Raw genomic sequence first — 15,340 nt, forward strand, 5'->3', positions numbered from 1 at the left:
TCCTGTCAGAATCCGCTTGCGCTGCCGTTGCTGCGCGGATCGCATGCGCCTTCCAGCATGCCGTTGTTATGGCGCACGATAGCGCCTGCGTGGCCGACCGCCTCGCTGAAATCGGGCAGCAGCTCTACCTCATGCCCCAGCTGGCGCAGTCTGGCGACCGTCTCCGGCGCGAAGCGGCCTTCCAGCTTGAGCGAGTCAGATGCGTTGCCCCAGGTGCGTCCCAGCAGCCAGCGCGGCGCGCTTACCGCCTGCTGCAGCGGCATGCCCTGAATCACATGTCGGGTAAAGATCGCCGCCTGGGTTTGCGGCTGTCCGTCGCCGCCCATTGAGCCGTAGACCAGCGTGCGGCCATCTTTCAGGCGCGCGGCGGCGGGATTAAGGGTGTGAAACGGCTGCTTGCCCGGCGCCAGCGCCAGCAGATGATCCGGATCGAGGCTAAAGGCGGCGCCGCGGTTCTGCCAGGTGATGCCAATGCCGGGGATCACCACGCCGCTGCCGAACTCGTGATAGATGCTCTGAATAAAGGAGACGGCGAGGCCGCTGCTGTCCATCACGCCCATCCATACCGTGTCGCCGGGACCGCGTCCGGTTCCCCAGGGGGCGGCCTGCGCCTCGTCAATCTGGCTCGCCAGAGTGGCGAAATGATCCAGCGTTAACAGCGACTGCGCTTCGCACCTCATATGGCGCGGGTCGGTAATATGGCGATCGCGCAGGGCAAACGCTTTTTTCGTCGCTTCCACAATGCGGTGCACCGTCTGCGCTTCATCAGCCTGCGCCATCGCAAGATGATCGGTAATGCCGAGGATCGCCAGCGAGACCAGGCCCTGAGTCGGCGGCACCATATTCCACAGATCGCCTTCGCTGTGCGCCACGTGCAGCGGAACGCAGCGACGTGCGCGCTGCTGCTGCAAATCCGTCAGCGTCACCGGCATGCCGAGCGCCGACATCTCTCGCGCCAGGTGGCGCGCCAGCTCGCCGCGATAGAAGCTGTCGAGGCCTTGGTCGCTCAGCAGGCTGAGCGTCTGCGCCAGTGCCGGCTGGGTAAAGCGGCTGCCCTGGCGCGGCGGCTCGCCGTCCGGCATAAAGGTGGCGGCAAACCCCGGCTGATGTGCAAGTTCGTGCCGTTTGGCGGCGGTGGCGGCCGCCTGCGACGCGGTAACTGGAATGCCGTCGGCGGCATAGCGGATGGCGTCGCGCAGCAGGCGCGGCAGGGGCAGCGAGGCGCCGCCCAGCTCGCGAGAGAGCGCCAGCGCCTCCTGCCAGCCGCTTACCGTCCCGGCTACCGTTAAGGCTGCTTTCGGACCGCGATGCGGGATCGTGCCTTCGCCATGATAGAAGTGGGGATGCGCCAGCGAACCCGCCGCGCCGCTGGCGTCGATAGCCACCGGCTCGCCGTTGGGCGGCAGCACCAGCCAGAAGCCGTCGCCGCCGAGGCCGTTCATATGGGGATAAACCACTGCGATGGTGGCAGCCGCGGCGACCATCGCCTCAAGGGCGTTGCCGCCGTCGCGTAGTACCGCCAGCGCGCTCTCGCTCGCCAGGTGATGCGGCGCGACCGCCATGCCCAGCGGAGCCATATTGCTCTGAATCATATTTACGCTTCTTATCGGGTGACAGAGCGAGGATCCAAGCAAGAGCCGTTCCAGTTTTTGCGGTCGCGCACGACAGCGGTAACCTGGATCGATTTATGCTAGCTTCTGCTGAAACGAAAGTTACAGGACGACGCATGAAACAGCTCGATGAACGACTCAGAAGCCACTATCCGCAGCTTTCTCCTCAGGAGCAGCGTATTGCGGATTTCGTCTTTGACCATTTCGACGATTTGATCAGCTACAACAGTGCCGAGCTGGCGCGGCTCAGCGGCGTGTCGAAAGCCACCGTCAGCCGCCTGTTCCGACGGCTGGGCTATGACAAATATAAAGATATGCGCGACGAACTGCGTATTCTGCGGCAGAGCGGTATGCCCTTGACCGACAACCGCGACGCGGTGCAGGGCAATACGCTGCTGGCGCGCCACTATAAGCAGGAGATGGCGAACCTGACGCAGTGGGTGAACGCGCTTGACGCGCAGCAGTTTGGCGAGGCGGTGCAGCAGATGACGCAGGCGAAACGTATTTTCGTTATCGGGATGCGTAACTCCTGGCCGCTGGCGCTGCACCTGCGCCAGCAGCTGCTGCAGGCCCGTTCCAGCGTCGCCGTACTGCCGCAGCCGGGCCAGACGCTGGCGGAAGAGGTGGTGGATATTACCGCCGACGATATGGTGATCGTTATGGCGTTTCGCCGTCGTCCGCGCCTGATCCGCCCGCTGATACAGCAGCTGCAGCAGCGTGATATTCCGCTGCTGGTGCTGTGCGAGCCGCAGGCGCAGTCGATGGCGGGCCTGGCGCGCTGGCAGCTCTGCGCGCCGCTCGACAGCGTATCCGCCTTCGACAGCTACGCTTCGGCGATGAGCCTGATCAATTTACTGACCAATGCGCTATTGCATGAAATGCTGTCGCAAGGTCGCCAGCGTATCCACCAGATCGCCGATCTCTACCTGCAGCTGGATGAGCTGGAGCACCGTTAACGAGCACCTTTTTGGTGCTTTGCCTCATTTTGATCCTACTGCGTCGGGCGGTGCAAATCCGCCTTAACTGCCGTAATTAAGCCTTCTTGCCGTTTGCCTCGCCTCGTACTGCATTGGCACATTAGTTGCAAATCACAATTACAAGAATCATTTGTTTCAGGTCAACTTACCGGGGTGCATAATGAAAAAAGTATTAATGGCGGTAGCGGCGGCAGCGTTACTCATGATCCAGACCGGCAGCGCGCTGGCGGATCAGTTACAGGATATCGAGAAGCGCGGCGTGCTGCGCGTGGCGGTGCCGCAGGATTTCCCGCCGTTCGGATCGGTGGGCACCGATCTGCAGCCGCAAGGCTATGATATCGACACCGCGCGCTATCTGGCGAAACAGATGAAACTTAAGTTGCAGCTGGTACCGGTCACCAGCGCCAACCGCGTGCCCTATCTGCAAACCGACAAGGTCGATCTGGTGATCTCCAGCATGGGTAAAAACCCTGAGCGGGAGAAGGTGATCGACTTCAGCCGCGCCTATGCGCCCTTTTTCCTTGGCGTCTTTGGGCCAAAAGGCGAGGCGTTGAAAGACGCGGCGGCGCTCAGCGGCAAGAGTATTGGGGTCACGCGCGGCGCGGTAGAGGATATGGTGCTGAGCAGTCTCGCGCCGAAAGAGGCGCAGGTGAAGCGCTACGAGGACAACAACACCACGCTGTCGGCTTACCTCTCTGGACAGGTGCAGTACGTCGCGACCGGCAACCTGGTGATCGCGGCGATCGCGCGGCAGAATCCGCAAAAAGCGCCGGTAGCGCAGTTTATGCTGAAAGATTCGCCCTGCTTTATCGGCCTGAAGAAGGGGGAGCCGGCGCTGAAGGCGAAGGTCGACGCGCTCATTGAGCAGGGCATCAAAGACGGTACGCTCAACAAGCTGTCGGAAGAGTGGCTAAAAGCGCCGCTGCCTGCCAGCCTCGGCGCATAAGGGCGCATGATGCTTGGGCAACTTAACTTCCCTGCGCTCTGGCCCTACTGGCCAGAGTTGCTTGCCGGGCTGTGGGTCACCCTTCAGCTGACGGTGCTGGCCACCGTGGGCGGCGTCGGGCTGGGGATCCTTGGCGCGGCGCTGCGCAGCGGTAAAGCGAGCTGGGCCAGCCGTCTCTGGGGCCTCTATGTGGAGATCATCCGCAACACCCCGTTCGTGGTGCAGCTCTTCTTTATTGTTTTCGGTCTGCCTAATCTGGGACTGAAGCTGACGGCGGGCGAGGCGGCGCTGCTGGCGATGCTGATTAACCTCGGCGCCTACAGCACCGAGATTATCCGTGCCGGGATTCAGGTGACGCCGAAAGGGCAGTGGGAAGCGGGACGCGTGCTGGGCCTGACGCGCGCGCAGACCTTTTTGCGCGTGGTGCTGCCGCCGTCGCTGCAGCGCATCTATCCGGCGCTGGTAAGCCAGTGCATTATCGTGATGCTCGGTTCGTCGGTGGTGTCGCAGGTCTCTTATGAAGAGCTGACCTTCGCCGCCAACCTGATCCAGTCGCGCACCTTTTTAAGTTTCGAGGTCTATCTGGTGACCACGCTGATCTATCTGCTGTTATCGATCGCCATGCGGCAGGCGCTGCTGGCGCTGGGGCGTAAATGGTTTGGAGCGCAGCGATGATGACGACCTTTACCGACTGGGACATTCTGCGCAATCTGCTGCTGGCGGCGCGCTGGACGCTGCTGCTGTCACTGACCGCCTTTGTCGGCGGCACGCTGGTGACGCTGCCGCTGCTCCTGCTGCGCCTGCTGCAGCGGAAATGGCTGACGCGGCTGATCCGCGCCTATACCGAGCTGTTCCAGGGCACGCCGCTGCTGATGCAGCTCTTTCTTGCCTTTTTCGGCGTCGGGCTGTTTGGCATCGACGTCGCGCCCTGGACCGCGGCCTCGCTCGCTCTGACCTTTTATACCAGCGCTTTTCTGCTCGATATCTGGTTCGGCAGCATCCGCGCGCTGCCGAAAGGGCAGTGGGAAGCGTCGCGCTGCCTCGGCCTCAGCTTCGGCCAGACTCTGTGGCGGGTTATCGCGCCGCAGGCGCTGCGCATCGCCATCGCGCCGACGGTGGGCTTCGCCGTACAGGTGATCAAGGGCACCGCGCTCGCCTCCATTATCGGCTTTATCGAACTGACGAAAGCCGGAACCATTCTGAACAACGTGACCCTGCAGCCGTTCAAGGTGTTTGGGCTAGTCGCGCTGGGCTACTTTTTGATGTGCTACCCGCTGTCCCGCTACAGCCAGTATCTGGAGAAAAAATTCCATGCCGCTCATCACCATTAATCAGGTGCAGAAGTACTACGGCGATAATCACGTGCTGAAAGGCGTCGATCTCGATATCGAAATGGGTGAAGTGATCTCCATCATCGGGCGCAGCGGCTCAGGCAAAAGCACGCTGCTGCGCTGTATGAACGGTCTGGAGGGCTATCAGGAGGGCAGCATCAAGCTGGGCGGCATGACGATTACCGATCGCGATAGCCAGGCGCGCGACATCAGCCGTTCGGTCGGCATGGTGTTTCAGAACTTCAATCTCTTTCCCCATATGACCGCGCTGGAAAACGTGATGCTGGCGCCGCGCCGGGTGCTGAAGAAAGGCGAGGCGGCGTGCCGCGCGCTGGCGACGCAGATGCTGGAGAAAGTCGGCCTCGGCGAGCGCCTCGATTACTACCCGGCGAACCTCTCTGGCGGCCAGCAGCAGCGCGTCGCCATTGCCCGCGCGCTGGCGATGAGTCCGAAGGTGCTGCTGTGCGACGAGATCACCTCGGCGCTCGATCCTGAGCTGGTGGGCGAGGTGCTGAAAGTGCTGGAGCAGCTCGCCGCCGAAGGAATGACGCTAATCCTGGTCACCCATGAGATGAATTTCGCGCGCGACGTCGGCGATCGCGTGGTCTTTATGCATCAGGGGCGCGTCTGGGAGCAGGGCAGCAGCAAAACCCTGTTCGCCGCGCCGCAGACGCCGGAGCTGAAGCAGTTTATCTCCTCGGTGCGACTCTAATTTCAGAAGGAAACCAATATGGAAAACCGCTACCCGCAAATTAATCCGCCGCAGCGTCTGCTGATGGGGCCGGGACCGATCAACGCCGATCCGCGCGTGCTGCGCGCCATGTCGACTCAGCTGATCGGCCAGTACGATCCGGCGATGACGCACTATATGAACGAGGTGATGGCGCTCTATCGCGGCGTCTTCCGTACGGAAAACCGCTGGACGCTGCTGATTGACGGCACCTCACGCGCCGGGATCGAGGCGATCCTGCTGTCGGCGATCCGGCCTGGCGATCGGGTGCTGGTGCCGGTATTTGGCCGCTTCGGCCATCTGCTGTGCGAGATCGCCCGCCGCTGCCGCGCCGAGGTGCACACCATTGAGGTGCCCTGGGGGGAAGTCTTTACGCCGGATCGGATCGAAGATGCTATTAAGCGCGTTAAGCCACGCCTGCTGCTGACGGTACAGGGCGATACCTCGACCACCATGCTGCAACCGCTGGCGGAGCTGGGCGCGATCTGCAAAAAGTATGGCGTACTCTTCTATACCGATGCCACCGCATCGCTCGGCGGCAACGCGCTGGAGACCGACGCCTGGGGGCTGGATGCGGTATCGGCAGGCATGCAGAAGTGCCTCGGCGGTCCGTCCGGCACCTCGCCCATCACCTTAAGCCCGCAGATGGAAGAGGCTATCCGCAGGCGTAAATGCGTTGAAGAGGGGATCCGTACCGCCGAGCACCAGGATGGCGATGAGGAGATGATCTACTCGAACTATTTCGATCTCGGCATGATCATGGATTACTGGGGGCCGGAGCGGCTTAACCACCATACCGAGGCGACCACCGCGCTGTTTGGCGCGCGGGAGTGCGCCCGTCTTATTCTGCAGGAAGGACTGGACGCAGGCATTGCGCGCCACAAGCTGCACGGCGACGCGCTGCTGAAGGGCATTCAGAGCATGGGACTGGAAACGTTCGGCGACCTGAAGCACAAGATGAACAACGTGCTCGGCGTGGTGATCCCGCAGGGCGTCAACGGCGACCAGGTGCGCAAGCTGATGCTGGAAGATTTCGGCATTGAGATCGGCACCTCGTTTGGCCCGCTGCACGGCAAGGTATGGCGCATCGGCACCATGGGCTATAACGCGCGGAAAGATTGCGTCATGACCACGCTGGCGGCGCTGGAAGCAGTGCTGACGCACGTCGGCTTCCGCGCGACGCAGGGCGCAGCGATGCAGGCGGCCTGGGATCACTACGGGAGCGGCGCATGATGATGAACGCCGCTGAGGCGCAACTGGCCGCTGAACGCGTAATGGCGCGCTGCGACGCGCTGGCGGCGATCAGCGAATCGCCCGATCACCTGACGCGCGTCTATCTTTCGCCGGAGCATCTGCGCGCCAACGCCCAGGTAGGCGAGTGGATGGCGCAGGCCGGCATGCGCGTCTGGCAGGATGAAGTCGGCAATATCTGCGGCCGCTACGAAGGCGCGAGCAGCGGGGCACCCGCGCTGCTGCTCGGCTCGCATCTCGACACGGTGCGCAACGCCGGACGCTACGACGGGATGCTGGGAGTGCTGACCGCGATTGAAACCGTACAGTGGCTCCATGAGAAACAGCTGCGCCTGCCGCTGGCGGTGGAGGTGGTCGGGTTCGGCGATGAAGAGGGAACGCGCTTTGGCATTACGCTGCTCGGCAGTCGCGGCATCGCCGGCAGCTGGCCGGAAAGCTGGCCGACGCACCCGGACGGCAACGGCATTACCGTCGCGCAGGCGATGAGGGACGTAGGGCTGGATGCCGACACTATTCCGCGCGCCGCCCGTGACCTTAACGCCATCGTCGCCTATCTTGAATTGCATATCGAACAGGGGCCCTGTCTGGAGCAGGCCGGGCTGGCGCTGGGCGTCGTCACCGCCATCAACGGCGCGCGTCGTCTTAGCTGCCGCTTCACCGGCGAGGCGGGCCATGCGGGTACGGTGCCGATGACGCACCGCAAAGACGCGCTGGCGGCGGCGGCGGAGTGGATGGTGTTTATCGAGGCGACGACGCGCGAGCAGGATCCGCAGCTGGTGGCGACGGTCGGCACGCTGAGCTGCGCGCCCGGCGCGGTTAACGTTATTCCCGGCGAGGTCGTTCTGTCGCTGGATGTACGCGGCCCGGAAGATCTGCCGCTGGAACGGCTGCTGTCGAGCCTGCTGACCCAGGGCGAAGCGATCGCGCTGCGACGCGGCCTGCGCTTCGAGGCGGAGGAGTATTACCGCATCAGCGCCACCGCCTGCGACGGTCAGCTGCGTCAGGCGCTGAGCAGCGCCGTAGAGACGGTGCAGGGCCGTACGCTGGCGCTGCCGAGCGGCGCGGGCCATGACGCCATCGCCATCGCCGAGCGCTGGCCGGTCGGCATGCTGTTTGTGCGCAACGAACGGGGCATCAGCCACCATCCGGCGGAGGCGGTGATGACCGACGACGTGGCGCTGGCGGTGCGCGCTTATCTGCACGCCGTGTGCCAGCTGGCGCAGCGGAGCGCGTGATGAACCTTGCAACTTTTAACGCGCTGCCTTATGACGCGGCGCAGGCCGCAATCGCCCACTGCGTGGCGATCCCGCGCTGGCAGCAGGCGCTGACGGCCGCGCGTCCCTTTGCCTCCGTATCGGCCTTGCTGGAGGCGGCGGAAAGGCTGGCGCAGGCGTGGGACAGCGAGGATCTTGAACAGGCGCTGACGGCGCATCCGCGCATCGGCGAGCGCGCCAGCGGCGCGGACAAAGAGGCGGCGCTGTCGCGTCAGGAGCAGTCAGCGATGGGCGACGCCGACGCGGCGCTGAAGCAGGCGATGCTGGCGGGCAATCAGGCCTATGAAGCGCGCTTTGGCCGCGTTTTCTTAATTCGCGCCCGTGGGCGCAGCGGCGAAGAGATGCTGGCGCAACTTCAGCGTCGCCTGAGCCATGATGAAGAGACCGAAACGCGCGAAGCGCTGCAGCAATTACGCGAAATTACCCTGTTGCGTCTGAAGGAGAGCCTGACATGAGCACTATCACTACCCATATTCTGGACACCGCGCTGGGCAAACCGGCGGTCGGCGTCGCCGTCTCGCTTGAGCAGAATAGCCCGGAGGGCTGGCTGCCTGTCTGCGAAGGCACCACGGACAGCGACGGGCGCGTTAGTGAGTTAACACCGGAGCCGCTCGCCCCCGGCCACTATCGCCTGACCGCAGAGATTGGCGACTACTTTGCTATGGACGGACGCGATGCGCTCTATGTCTCTGCGCAAATCGACTTTGTGATTGCCGAAGCGGGCAGCCATTTTCATCTGCCTTTTTTGATTTCGCCCTGGTCGTGGTCGACCTATCGCGGTAGCTAAATTTGAAAGCCTGCGGCTATCAATATCGTCGGTTCAGCCAAATAGTGTTTATACAAGCGTAACGTTATCGTAGCCGGGTAATCAAAAGCCAACGGAGCCGATAATGAGCACGCCAGAAAATAACGATAATGCAGCCGCCGCAGGTAAATGCCCCTTTTCCCATGGCGCCACGGAAGAAAAAAGCCCGAGCGCGAGTGGAGCCGAAGCAGGTAAATGTCCTTTCCACCATGGCGCTTCCGAAGAGAAAAGCGTTCTGGCGCGCGGTGCCGGTAGCGGTACCAGCAACCGCGACTGGTGGCCTAACATGCTGCGTGTCGATCTGTTAAACCAGCACTCCAGCCGTTCCAACCCGCTCAGCGACGATTTCAACTACCGCGAAGAGTTCAGCAAGCTCGACTATTCAGCGCTGAAAGCGGACATCCGCGCGCTGCTGACCGACTCGCAATCCTGGTGGCCAGCCGACTGGGGCAGCTATATCGGCCTGTTTATCCGTATGGCGTGGCACAGCGCGGGCACCTACCGCACCGTCGACGGTCGCGGCGGCTCTGGCCGCGGTCAGCAGCGTTTTGCGCCGCTCAACTCCTGGCCGGACAACGTCAGCCTGGATAAAGCGCGTCGTCTGCTGTGGCCGGTGAAACAGAAGTATGGTCAGAAAATTTCCTGGGCCGATCTCTATATCCTTGCGGGTAACGTCTCGCTGGAAAACGCTGGCTTCCGTACCTTTGGCTTCGGCGCCGGACGCGAAGACGTGTGGGAGCCGGATATGGATGTCGACTGGGGTAACGAAACCGAATGGCTGGCGCACCGCCATCCGGAAAGCCTCGCCAATGCGCCGCTCGGCGCGACGGAAATGGGCCTGATCTACGTCAACCCGGAAGGGCCGGAAGCGAGCGGCAACCCGGCATCAGCCGCGCCGGCGATCCGCGCCACCTTCGGCAATATGGGTATGAATGATGAAGAGATCGTCGCCCTGATCGCTGGCGGTCATACGCTGGGCAAAACTCACGGCGCGGGCGCCGCCAGCCATCTTGATGTCGATCCGGAAGCCTCTCCGATTGAAGCGCAGGGTCTGGGCTGGAGCAGCAGCTACGGCAGCGGCGCAGGCGCGGACGCCATTACTTCCGGTCTGGAAGTGGTCTGGACGCAAACGCCGACCCAGTGGAGCAACTACTTCTTCGAAAACCTGTTCAAATATGAGTGGGTGCAGACGCACAGCCCGGCAGGCGCGATCCAGTTTGAAGCCAGCAACGCCGACGCGATTATCCCCGATCCCTTTGATCCGGAGAAAAAGCGTAAGCCGACCATGCTGGTTACCGATCTGACGCTGCGCTTCGACCCGGAATTTGAAAAGATCTCTCGTCGCTTCCTTAACGATCCGCAGGCGTTTAACGAAGCCTTTGCCCGCGCATGGTTCAAGCTGACCCACCGCGATATGGGGCCAAAAGCGCGCTACCTCGGCCCGGAAGTGCCGAAAGAAGATCTGCTGTGGCAGGATCCGCTGCCGGCGGCGATCCATCAGCCGAGCGACAGCGACATCAGCGAGCTGAAAGCAAAAATCGCTGCGTCGGGACTGAGCGTCAGCCAGCTGGTTTCCGCAGCCTGGGCGTCCGCTTCTACCTTCCGCGGCGGCGACAAGCGCGGCGGCGCGAACGGCGCGCGTCTGGCGCTGGCGCCGCAGAAAGAGTGGGCGGTTAACGCCAGCGTTATCCGCGACGTGCTGCCGGTGCTGCAGGATATTCAGCAGACCTCAGGCAAAGCCTCGCTGGCGGATGTCATCGTCCTGGCGGGCAACGTCGGGATCGAAATGGCAGCCGCGGCGGCTGGTGTGGCGGTACAGGTGCCCTTTACGCCGGGCCGCGTCGATGCGCGTCAGGATCAGACCGACATTGAATCCTTCGCTTTACTGCAGCCGCTGGCGGATGGTTTCCGTAACTATCGCCGCGTGCAGGGCGGTTCATCGACCGAAACGCTGCTGCTGGACAAAGCGCAGCAGCTGACCCTGAGCGCCCCGGAGCTGACGGTGCTGCTGGGCGGTCTGCGCGTGCTGGGAACCAACTTCGACGGCAGCGACCGCGGCGTCTTTACCGAGCGTCCCGGCGTGTTGAGCACAGATTTCTTCGTGAACCTGCTGGATATGCGCACCGCCTGGCGCGCCACCGATGAGAGCGCCGAGCTGTTTGAAGGGCGCGATCGTCAGAGCGGGGAAGTGAAGTACCACGCGACCCGCGCCGATCTGGTATTTGGTTCTAACGCCATTCTGCGCGCGCTGGCGGAAGTGTACGCCAGCAGCGATGCGCACCAGAAGTTTGTTACTGACTTCGTGGCCGCCTGGACCAAAGTGATGAATCTGGATCGCTTCGATATCTGATTGACGCATTAGCAGTCAGTAAAAAGCCGCAGCCTGAACCGCTGCGGCTTTTTTATTGCCGGTGCCAGCGCGATGGCCGAAGCACGGCTCCTGCGCTGGCCTGCGCCTTACCTGACGCGAATGGTCAGTGCCTCCTCCGCGGGCGAGGGGGATCGGTGCTTTATTGCGTCCACGTAAAATCGTCGGCGTCGCGCCAGGCCGGAAAGCGCTCGCGATAAGCGTTAAGGGCCTCCAGCGACAGCGTTGCGTCGAGCCGCGCCTGCGTAAAGGGCGCCGCCTCGCTGAGGATCTCGCCCTGCGGCGAAATAATCCGGCTGTCGCCGCTGTAGTGATGCTGGTTGCCGTCGCTGCCGACGCGGTTGCAGCCCGCCACATAAGCCTGATTCTCAATAGCGCGCGCCAGCAGCAGCGCCTGCCAGTGCAGCGCGCGCGGCGCGGGCCAGTTCGCCACAAAAAGCGCCAGATCGTAGTCGTTGCGGTTGCGCGCGAACACCGGGAAGCGCAGGTCGTAGCAGATCTGCGGCAGGATGCGCCAGCCGCGCCACTGCAGCACTTCACGCGTCGTCCCTGGCTGATAGTGATGATGCTCGTCCGCCATGCGGAACAGGTGCCGCTTGTCATACTGGTGCAGCGTGCCGTTCGGCTCTACCAGCAGAAAGCGGTTCACCGCGCCTTTCTCTGTCTGGATCGCCGCGCTGCCGCCTACCAGCGCGTCGCTCGCCTCGGCGTGCCGGTGCAGCCACGCCACCACCTGCGCCTGCGGCAGCGAACGCTGCGCCGCTTCCATGGCGAATCCGGTCGTGAACATCTCCGGCAGCAGGATCAGATCGCGGCCCGTCACGCCCTTAAGTACAGCGTCGAAATGGCGCAGGTTCGCTTCGCCATCCATCCAGTGCAGGGTTTCCTGCAAAACGGTAATCTTTAAATCTGACATAAGCGCTCCGCGGCGGCGTCCAGCGTCGCCTCCTGTTTGGCGAAGCAAAGGCGGATCAGCCTGTGCGGGAAGGGGCCGGCGCAGAACACCGATAGCGGGATCGCCGCCACGCCCACCTCTTTCGTCAGCCACTGACAGAAGCTTACGTCATCGAGATCGGAGATGGCGCTGTAGTCCGCCAGCAGAAAGTAGGTGCCTTCGCACGGCAGCACCTTAAAGCGGCTCTTCTCCAGCGCCTGCGCCAGACGGTCGCGGCGCGCGCGGTAAAACGACGGCAGCTCGCGGTAGTGTTCCGGCGCGTCGCGCAGCATATCGGCAATCGCCAGCTGCGCGGGCGTATTGACCGCAAAGGTCAGATACTGATGCACCTTGCGGATCTCCGCGCTGATGGCGGCGGGCGCGACGCTGTAGCCCACTTTCCAGCCGGTCATATGAAAGGTTTTGCCGAATGAGGAGACGGCGATGGCGCGCTCGCGCAGCTGCGGATGCGCCAGTACGCTGGCGTGGCCCGCCTCATCGAAGCAGATATGCTCGTAGACCTCGTCGCTCAGCACGTAAATTTCCCGATCGGCAATCGCCTGCCAGAGCGCGGCGAAATCTGCTTTACGCCAGACGGTGGCGGAAGGGTTGTGCGGCGTATTAAGGATAACCAGACGCGTTTTGCTGGAGAGCAAACGGGCGAACGCTGCCCAGTCGACGCGAAAGCCCGGCGGCTGCAGCGCGATGCGCTTCAGCACGCCTCCTGACAGCTCGACGGCAGGCGCATAGCTGTCGTAGCTTGGGTCGAAGCAGATCACCTCATCGCCCTGGCGCACCAGCGCCGTGATCGCCGCGTAGAGCGCTTCGGTCGCGCCAGCGGTCACGGTGATATCGCTTTCGACGTTGGGCCGGTAGCCATAAAGCTCAGCGGTTTTCCCGGCGATCGCTTCGCGCAGCGCCAGGGCGCCGGTCATCGGCGCATACTGATTCGCGCCCTGGCTGACGTGATGCGCCAGGCGCTCCTGCAGATAGCGCGGGCCATCGAAATCGGGAAAACCCTGAGAGAGGTTAATGGCGTTATGCTGCTGCGCCAGCGCACTCATTTGGGTAAAAATGGTGGTGCCGAGAGCGGGAAGTTTACTCTCCGGCGTCAGATTGGGCTGCGTCATGGTTAATTGCCTTAAGCGCGAATGTCGTTGCGGAGTAACCCTGTGTTGAAGCCACTATAAACAGGATGTTAATATTTGGCAATCGAGACGCTTAGACGTCTAAAACCCACGTTACAGGATGCCTGATACGCTATGTCTGAACTCTCTCCGCTCGACCAACTGGTGGTGGCCTGCCGCTGGATTGGTGAAAAAGGCTGGGCGCCCGCCACCGGCGGCAATATGTCGGTTCGTGAAAATGACCGCTTCTGCCTGCTCAGCGAGTCAGGCAAGGATAAAGGCAGCCTGACGCGCGACGACTTTATTCAGGTGGAGATCGCCACCAGCAGCGCGCCGTCCGGACGCAGGCCCTCGGCGGAAACAGGGCTCCATACCCTGATCTACCGACTGTTTCCCGACGCGGGCGCAGTGCTGCATACCCATACGGTCAATGCAACGGTGCTGTCGCGGGTCGAAAAGGGCAGTGCGCTGCGGCTGGAAGGCTATGAAATGCAGAAAACCCTGGCGGGGCAGCATACCCATCTTGCGTGCGTGGCGATCCCGCTGTTTGATAACGACCAGGATATCGACGCGCTGGCGCAGCGCATTGAGGCATACGCCCGGAACAATCCGTTTCGCTACGGCTTTCTGCTGCGCGGCCACGGCTTAACCTGCTGGGGCCGGGACGTTAACGAAGCGCGTCGTCATCTGGAAGGTCTGGAATTTTTATTTGAATGCGAACGTCAACGTCGCCTGCTGGAGGCTCAATGATCCGCGCTATTGTCACCGATATTGAAGGTACCACCAGCGATATCCGCTTCGTACATGAGGTACTGTTCCCGTACGCGCGTCAGCACCTCGCCGCGTTTATTCGCGCGCAGCATCAGCAGCCCGACGTCAGCGCCGCGCTCGACGCGGTGCGCGCCGAAGCAGGGCAGCCGGAGGCCGATCTGTCGGCGGTAACGCAGATCCTGTTGCGCTTTATGGACGAAGATCGCAAATCCACCGGACTGAAAGCGCTGCAGGGGATGATCTGGCGCGACGGCTATATGAACGGCAGCTTTACCGGCCATCTCTATCCCGACGTCCTGCCGGCGCTGCGCGCCTGGCGGGAGCAGGGCGTTCAGCTTTACGTTTATTCTTCCGGTTCGGTTGCAGCGCAAAAACTGTTATTTGGCTACAGTGATGAAGGTGATATTACTGGCCTGTTTAGCGGGTATTTTGATACCCGCGTCGGCGCCAAGCGCGAGGTCGCCTCCTACCGCAATATTGCTGAACAAACCGGCCTGCCCGCTGAGCAGCTGCTGTTCCTCTCCGACATTCGTCAGGAGCTGGATGCGGCAGCGGAAGCCGGATGGAATACCGTGCAGTTAATTCGCGGCCCCGCAGACAGCGAAAGCCGCCATCATCAGGTGAACACCTTTTCGGGAGTCGTTTTAGCATGAGTGCATTGACCATTTTTACCGATACCGAGGCCACGCTGCCGGTGTGGCACAGTACCGATGCGGAGATGATCCGCGAGCGGCTGAACGCAAAAAATGTGCGCTTCGAGCGCTGGGCGGCGGATCGCGATTTAGGCGAAAATCCAGAGCCAGCCCGCGTGATTGAAGCCTATCAGCACGCCATCGATCTGCTGGTGGCGGAGAAGGGCTATCAGAGCTGGGATGTGATCAGCATGCGCGCCGACCACCCGCAAAAAGAGGCGCTGCGCGAGAAGTTTCTCGCCGAGCATACGCATGGCGAAGATGAGGTGCGCTTCTTTGTCGAGGGCGCGGGCCTTTTCTGCCTCCACCTCGACGGCCAGGTCTATCAGATCCTGTGTGAGAAAAACGATCTCATCTCAGTGCCAGCGGGTACGCCGCACTGGTTCGATATGGGTTCATCGCCGCACTTCACCGCTATTCGCATTTTCGATAATCAGGAAGGCTGGGTGGCGCACTTTACCGGCGATGCCATCGCCGACGCCTATCCGCGCCTGCCTTAATGCCTGAGGGGCGCGCTGAGCGCG

At 62.3% G+C, this 15,340-nt stretch carries 16 protein-coding genes; 13 read left to right on the forward strand and 3 right to left on the reverse strand.

The features are described 5' to 3' along the window. Window positions 1–5: 5 nt before the first annotated feature. Entirely contained in the window at window positions 6–1,592 is a 1,587-nt protein-coding gene (locus tag EKL29_RS06765; protein ID WP_126689181.1) for a gamma-glutamyltransferase family protein, read from the reverse strand. A 134-nt stretch (window positions 1,593–1,726) separates the two neighbouring features. On the opposite strand from EKL29_RS06765, the gene hpxU reads away from it, so the two are divergent. The 10 genes from hpxU (at window position 1,727) to katG (ending at window position 11,274) form a co-directional block, all read left to right on the forward strand. Beyond that, window positions 1,727–2,566 carry a MurR/RpiR family transcriptional regulator HpxU gene (hpxU, locus tag EKL29_RS06770; protein WP_126689182.1) on the forward strand — a complete coding sequence of 280 codons (840 nt, stop codon included), beginning with the start codon at window positions 1,727–1,729 and terminating at the stop codon, window positions 2,564–2,566. Between the two features lie 181 nt (window positions 2,567–2,747). Beyond that, window positions 2,748–3,533, forward strand: coding sequence for a transporter substrate-binding domain-containing protein (locus EKL29_RS06775; protein WP_126689183.1), 786 nt, complete (start codon window positions 2,748–2,750; stop codon window positions 3,531–3,533). 9 nt (window positions 3,534–3,542) lie between these two features. Beyond that, window positions 3,543–4,208: an amino acid ABC transporter permease gene (locus tag EKL29_RS06780; protein WP_126689321.1), complete on the forward strand. Its 666-nt coding sequence runs from the start codon at window positions 3,543–3,545 to the stop codon at window positions 4,206–4,208. After that, entirely contained in the window at window positions 4,208–4,864 is a 657-nt protein-coding gene (locus EKL29_RS06785; RefSeq protein ID WP_126689320.1) for an amino acid ABC transporter permease, read from the forward strand. Before EKL29_RS06780 ends, EKL29_RS06785 begins: the two co-directional genes overlap by 1 nt. Next, complete coding sequence (locus tag EKL29_RS06790; protein ID WP_126689184.1) at window positions 4,845–5,576, forward strand: amino acid ABC transporter ATP-binding protein; 732 nt, start codon at window positions 4,845–4,847, stop codon at window positions 5,574–5,576. The genes EKL29_RS06785 and EKL29_RS06790 overlap by 20 nt, the downstream gene beginning before the upstream one ends. An 18-nt stretch (window positions 5,577–5,594) precedes the next feature. Beyond that, on the forward strand, window positions 5,595–6,827 hold the full coding sequence (locus tag EKL29_RS06795; protein WP_126689185.1) for an alanine--glyoxylate aminotransferase family protein: 1,233 nt from the start codon (window positions 5,595–5,597) through the stop codon (window positions 6,825–6,827). Beyond that, window positions 6,824–8,080, forward strand: coding sequence for an allantoate amidohydrolase (gene hpxK, locus EKL29_RS06800; protein ID WP_126689186.1), 1,257 nt, complete (start codon window positions 6,824–6,826; stop codon window positions 8,078–8,080). The genes EKL29_RS06795 and hpxK overlap by 4 nt, the downstream gene beginning before the upstream one ends. Beyond that, window positions 8,080–8,574 (forward strand): 2-oxo-4-hydroxy-4-carboxy-5-ureidoimidazoline decarboxylase, encoded by a 495-nt coding sequence (gene uraD, locus EKL29_RS06805; RefSeq protein WP_126689187.1) that lies wholly within the window; start codon window positions 8,080–8,082, stop codon window positions 8,572–8,574. Before hpxK ends, uraD begins: the two co-directional genes overlap by 1 nt. Continuing rightward, window positions 8,571–8,906, forward strand: coding sequence for a hydroxyisourate hydrolase (gene uraH / locus EKL29_RS06810; protein WP_126689188.1), 336 nt, complete (start codon window positions 8,571–8,573; stop codon window positions 8,904–8,906). The genes uraD and uraH overlap by 4 nt, the downstream gene beginning before the upstream one ends. A gap of 103 nt (window positions 8,907–9,009) precedes the next feature. After that, entirely contained in the window at window positions 9,010–11,274 is a 2,265-nt protein-coding gene (katG, locus tag EKL29_RS06815) for a catalase/peroxidase HPI (protein ID WP_126689189.1), read from the forward strand. A 160-nt stretch (window positions 11,275–11,434) separates the two neighbouring features. Here katG and EKL29_RS06820 read toward each other — a convergent pair whose 3' ends face one another. Together EKL29_RS06820 and EKL29_RS06825 are read right to left on the reverse strand one after the other, a co-directional pair. Next, a complete protein-coding gene (locus EKL29_RS06820; RefSeq protein ID WP_126689190.1) occupies window positions 11,435–12,208 on the reverse strand; it encodes an amidohydrolase in 774 nt (257 codons plus the stop codon). Next, on the reverse strand, window positions 12,196–13,356 hold the full coding sequence (locus tag EKL29_RS06825; RefSeq protein WP_126689191.1) for a pyridoxal phosphate-dependent aminotransferase: 1,161 nt from the start codon (window positions 13,354–13,356) through the stop codon (window positions 12,196–12,198). The genes EKL29_RS06820 and EKL29_RS06825 overlap by 13 nt, the downstream gene beginning before the upstream one ends. A 132-nt stretch (window positions 13,357–13,488) precedes the next feature. On the opposite strand from EKL29_RS06825, the gene EKL29_RS06830 reads away from it, so the two are divergent. From EKL29_RS06830 to EKL29_RS06840, 3 genes are read left to right on the forward strand one after another with little or no spacing between them, the layout of a single operon-like run. Further along, window positions 13,489–14,103, forward strand: a complete 615-nt coding sequence (locus tag EKL29_RS06830) for a methylthioribulose 1-phosphate dehydratase (protein ID WP_126689192.1) — start codon at window positions 13,489–13,491, stop codon at window positions 14,101–14,103. Further along, window positions 14,100–14,777: an acireductone synthase gene (gene mtnC / locus EKL29_RS06835; protein WP_120451146.1), complete on the forward strand. Its 678-nt coding sequence runs from the start codon at window positions 14,100–14,102 to the stop codon at window positions 14,775–14,777. The genes EKL29_RS06830 and mtnC overlap by 4 nt, the downstream gene beginning before the upstream one ends. Further along, window positions 14,774–15,316: an acireductone dioxygenase gene (locus EKL29_RS06840; RefSeq protein ID WP_120451147.1), complete on the forward strand. Its 543-nt coding sequence runs from the start codon at window positions 14,774–14,776 to the stop codon at window positions 15,314–15,316. The genes mtnC and EKL29_RS06840 overlap by 4 nt, the downstream gene beginning before the upstream one ends. The last annotated feature ends 24 nt before the right edge of the window (window positions 15,317–15,340 follow it).

This window comes from Pantoea sp. YU22 (genome assembly GCF_003970755.1).
GTDB classification, from domain to species: domain Bacteria; phylum Pseudomonadota; class Gammaproteobacteria; order Enterobacterales; family Enterobacteriaceae; genus Pantoea; species Pantoea piersonii.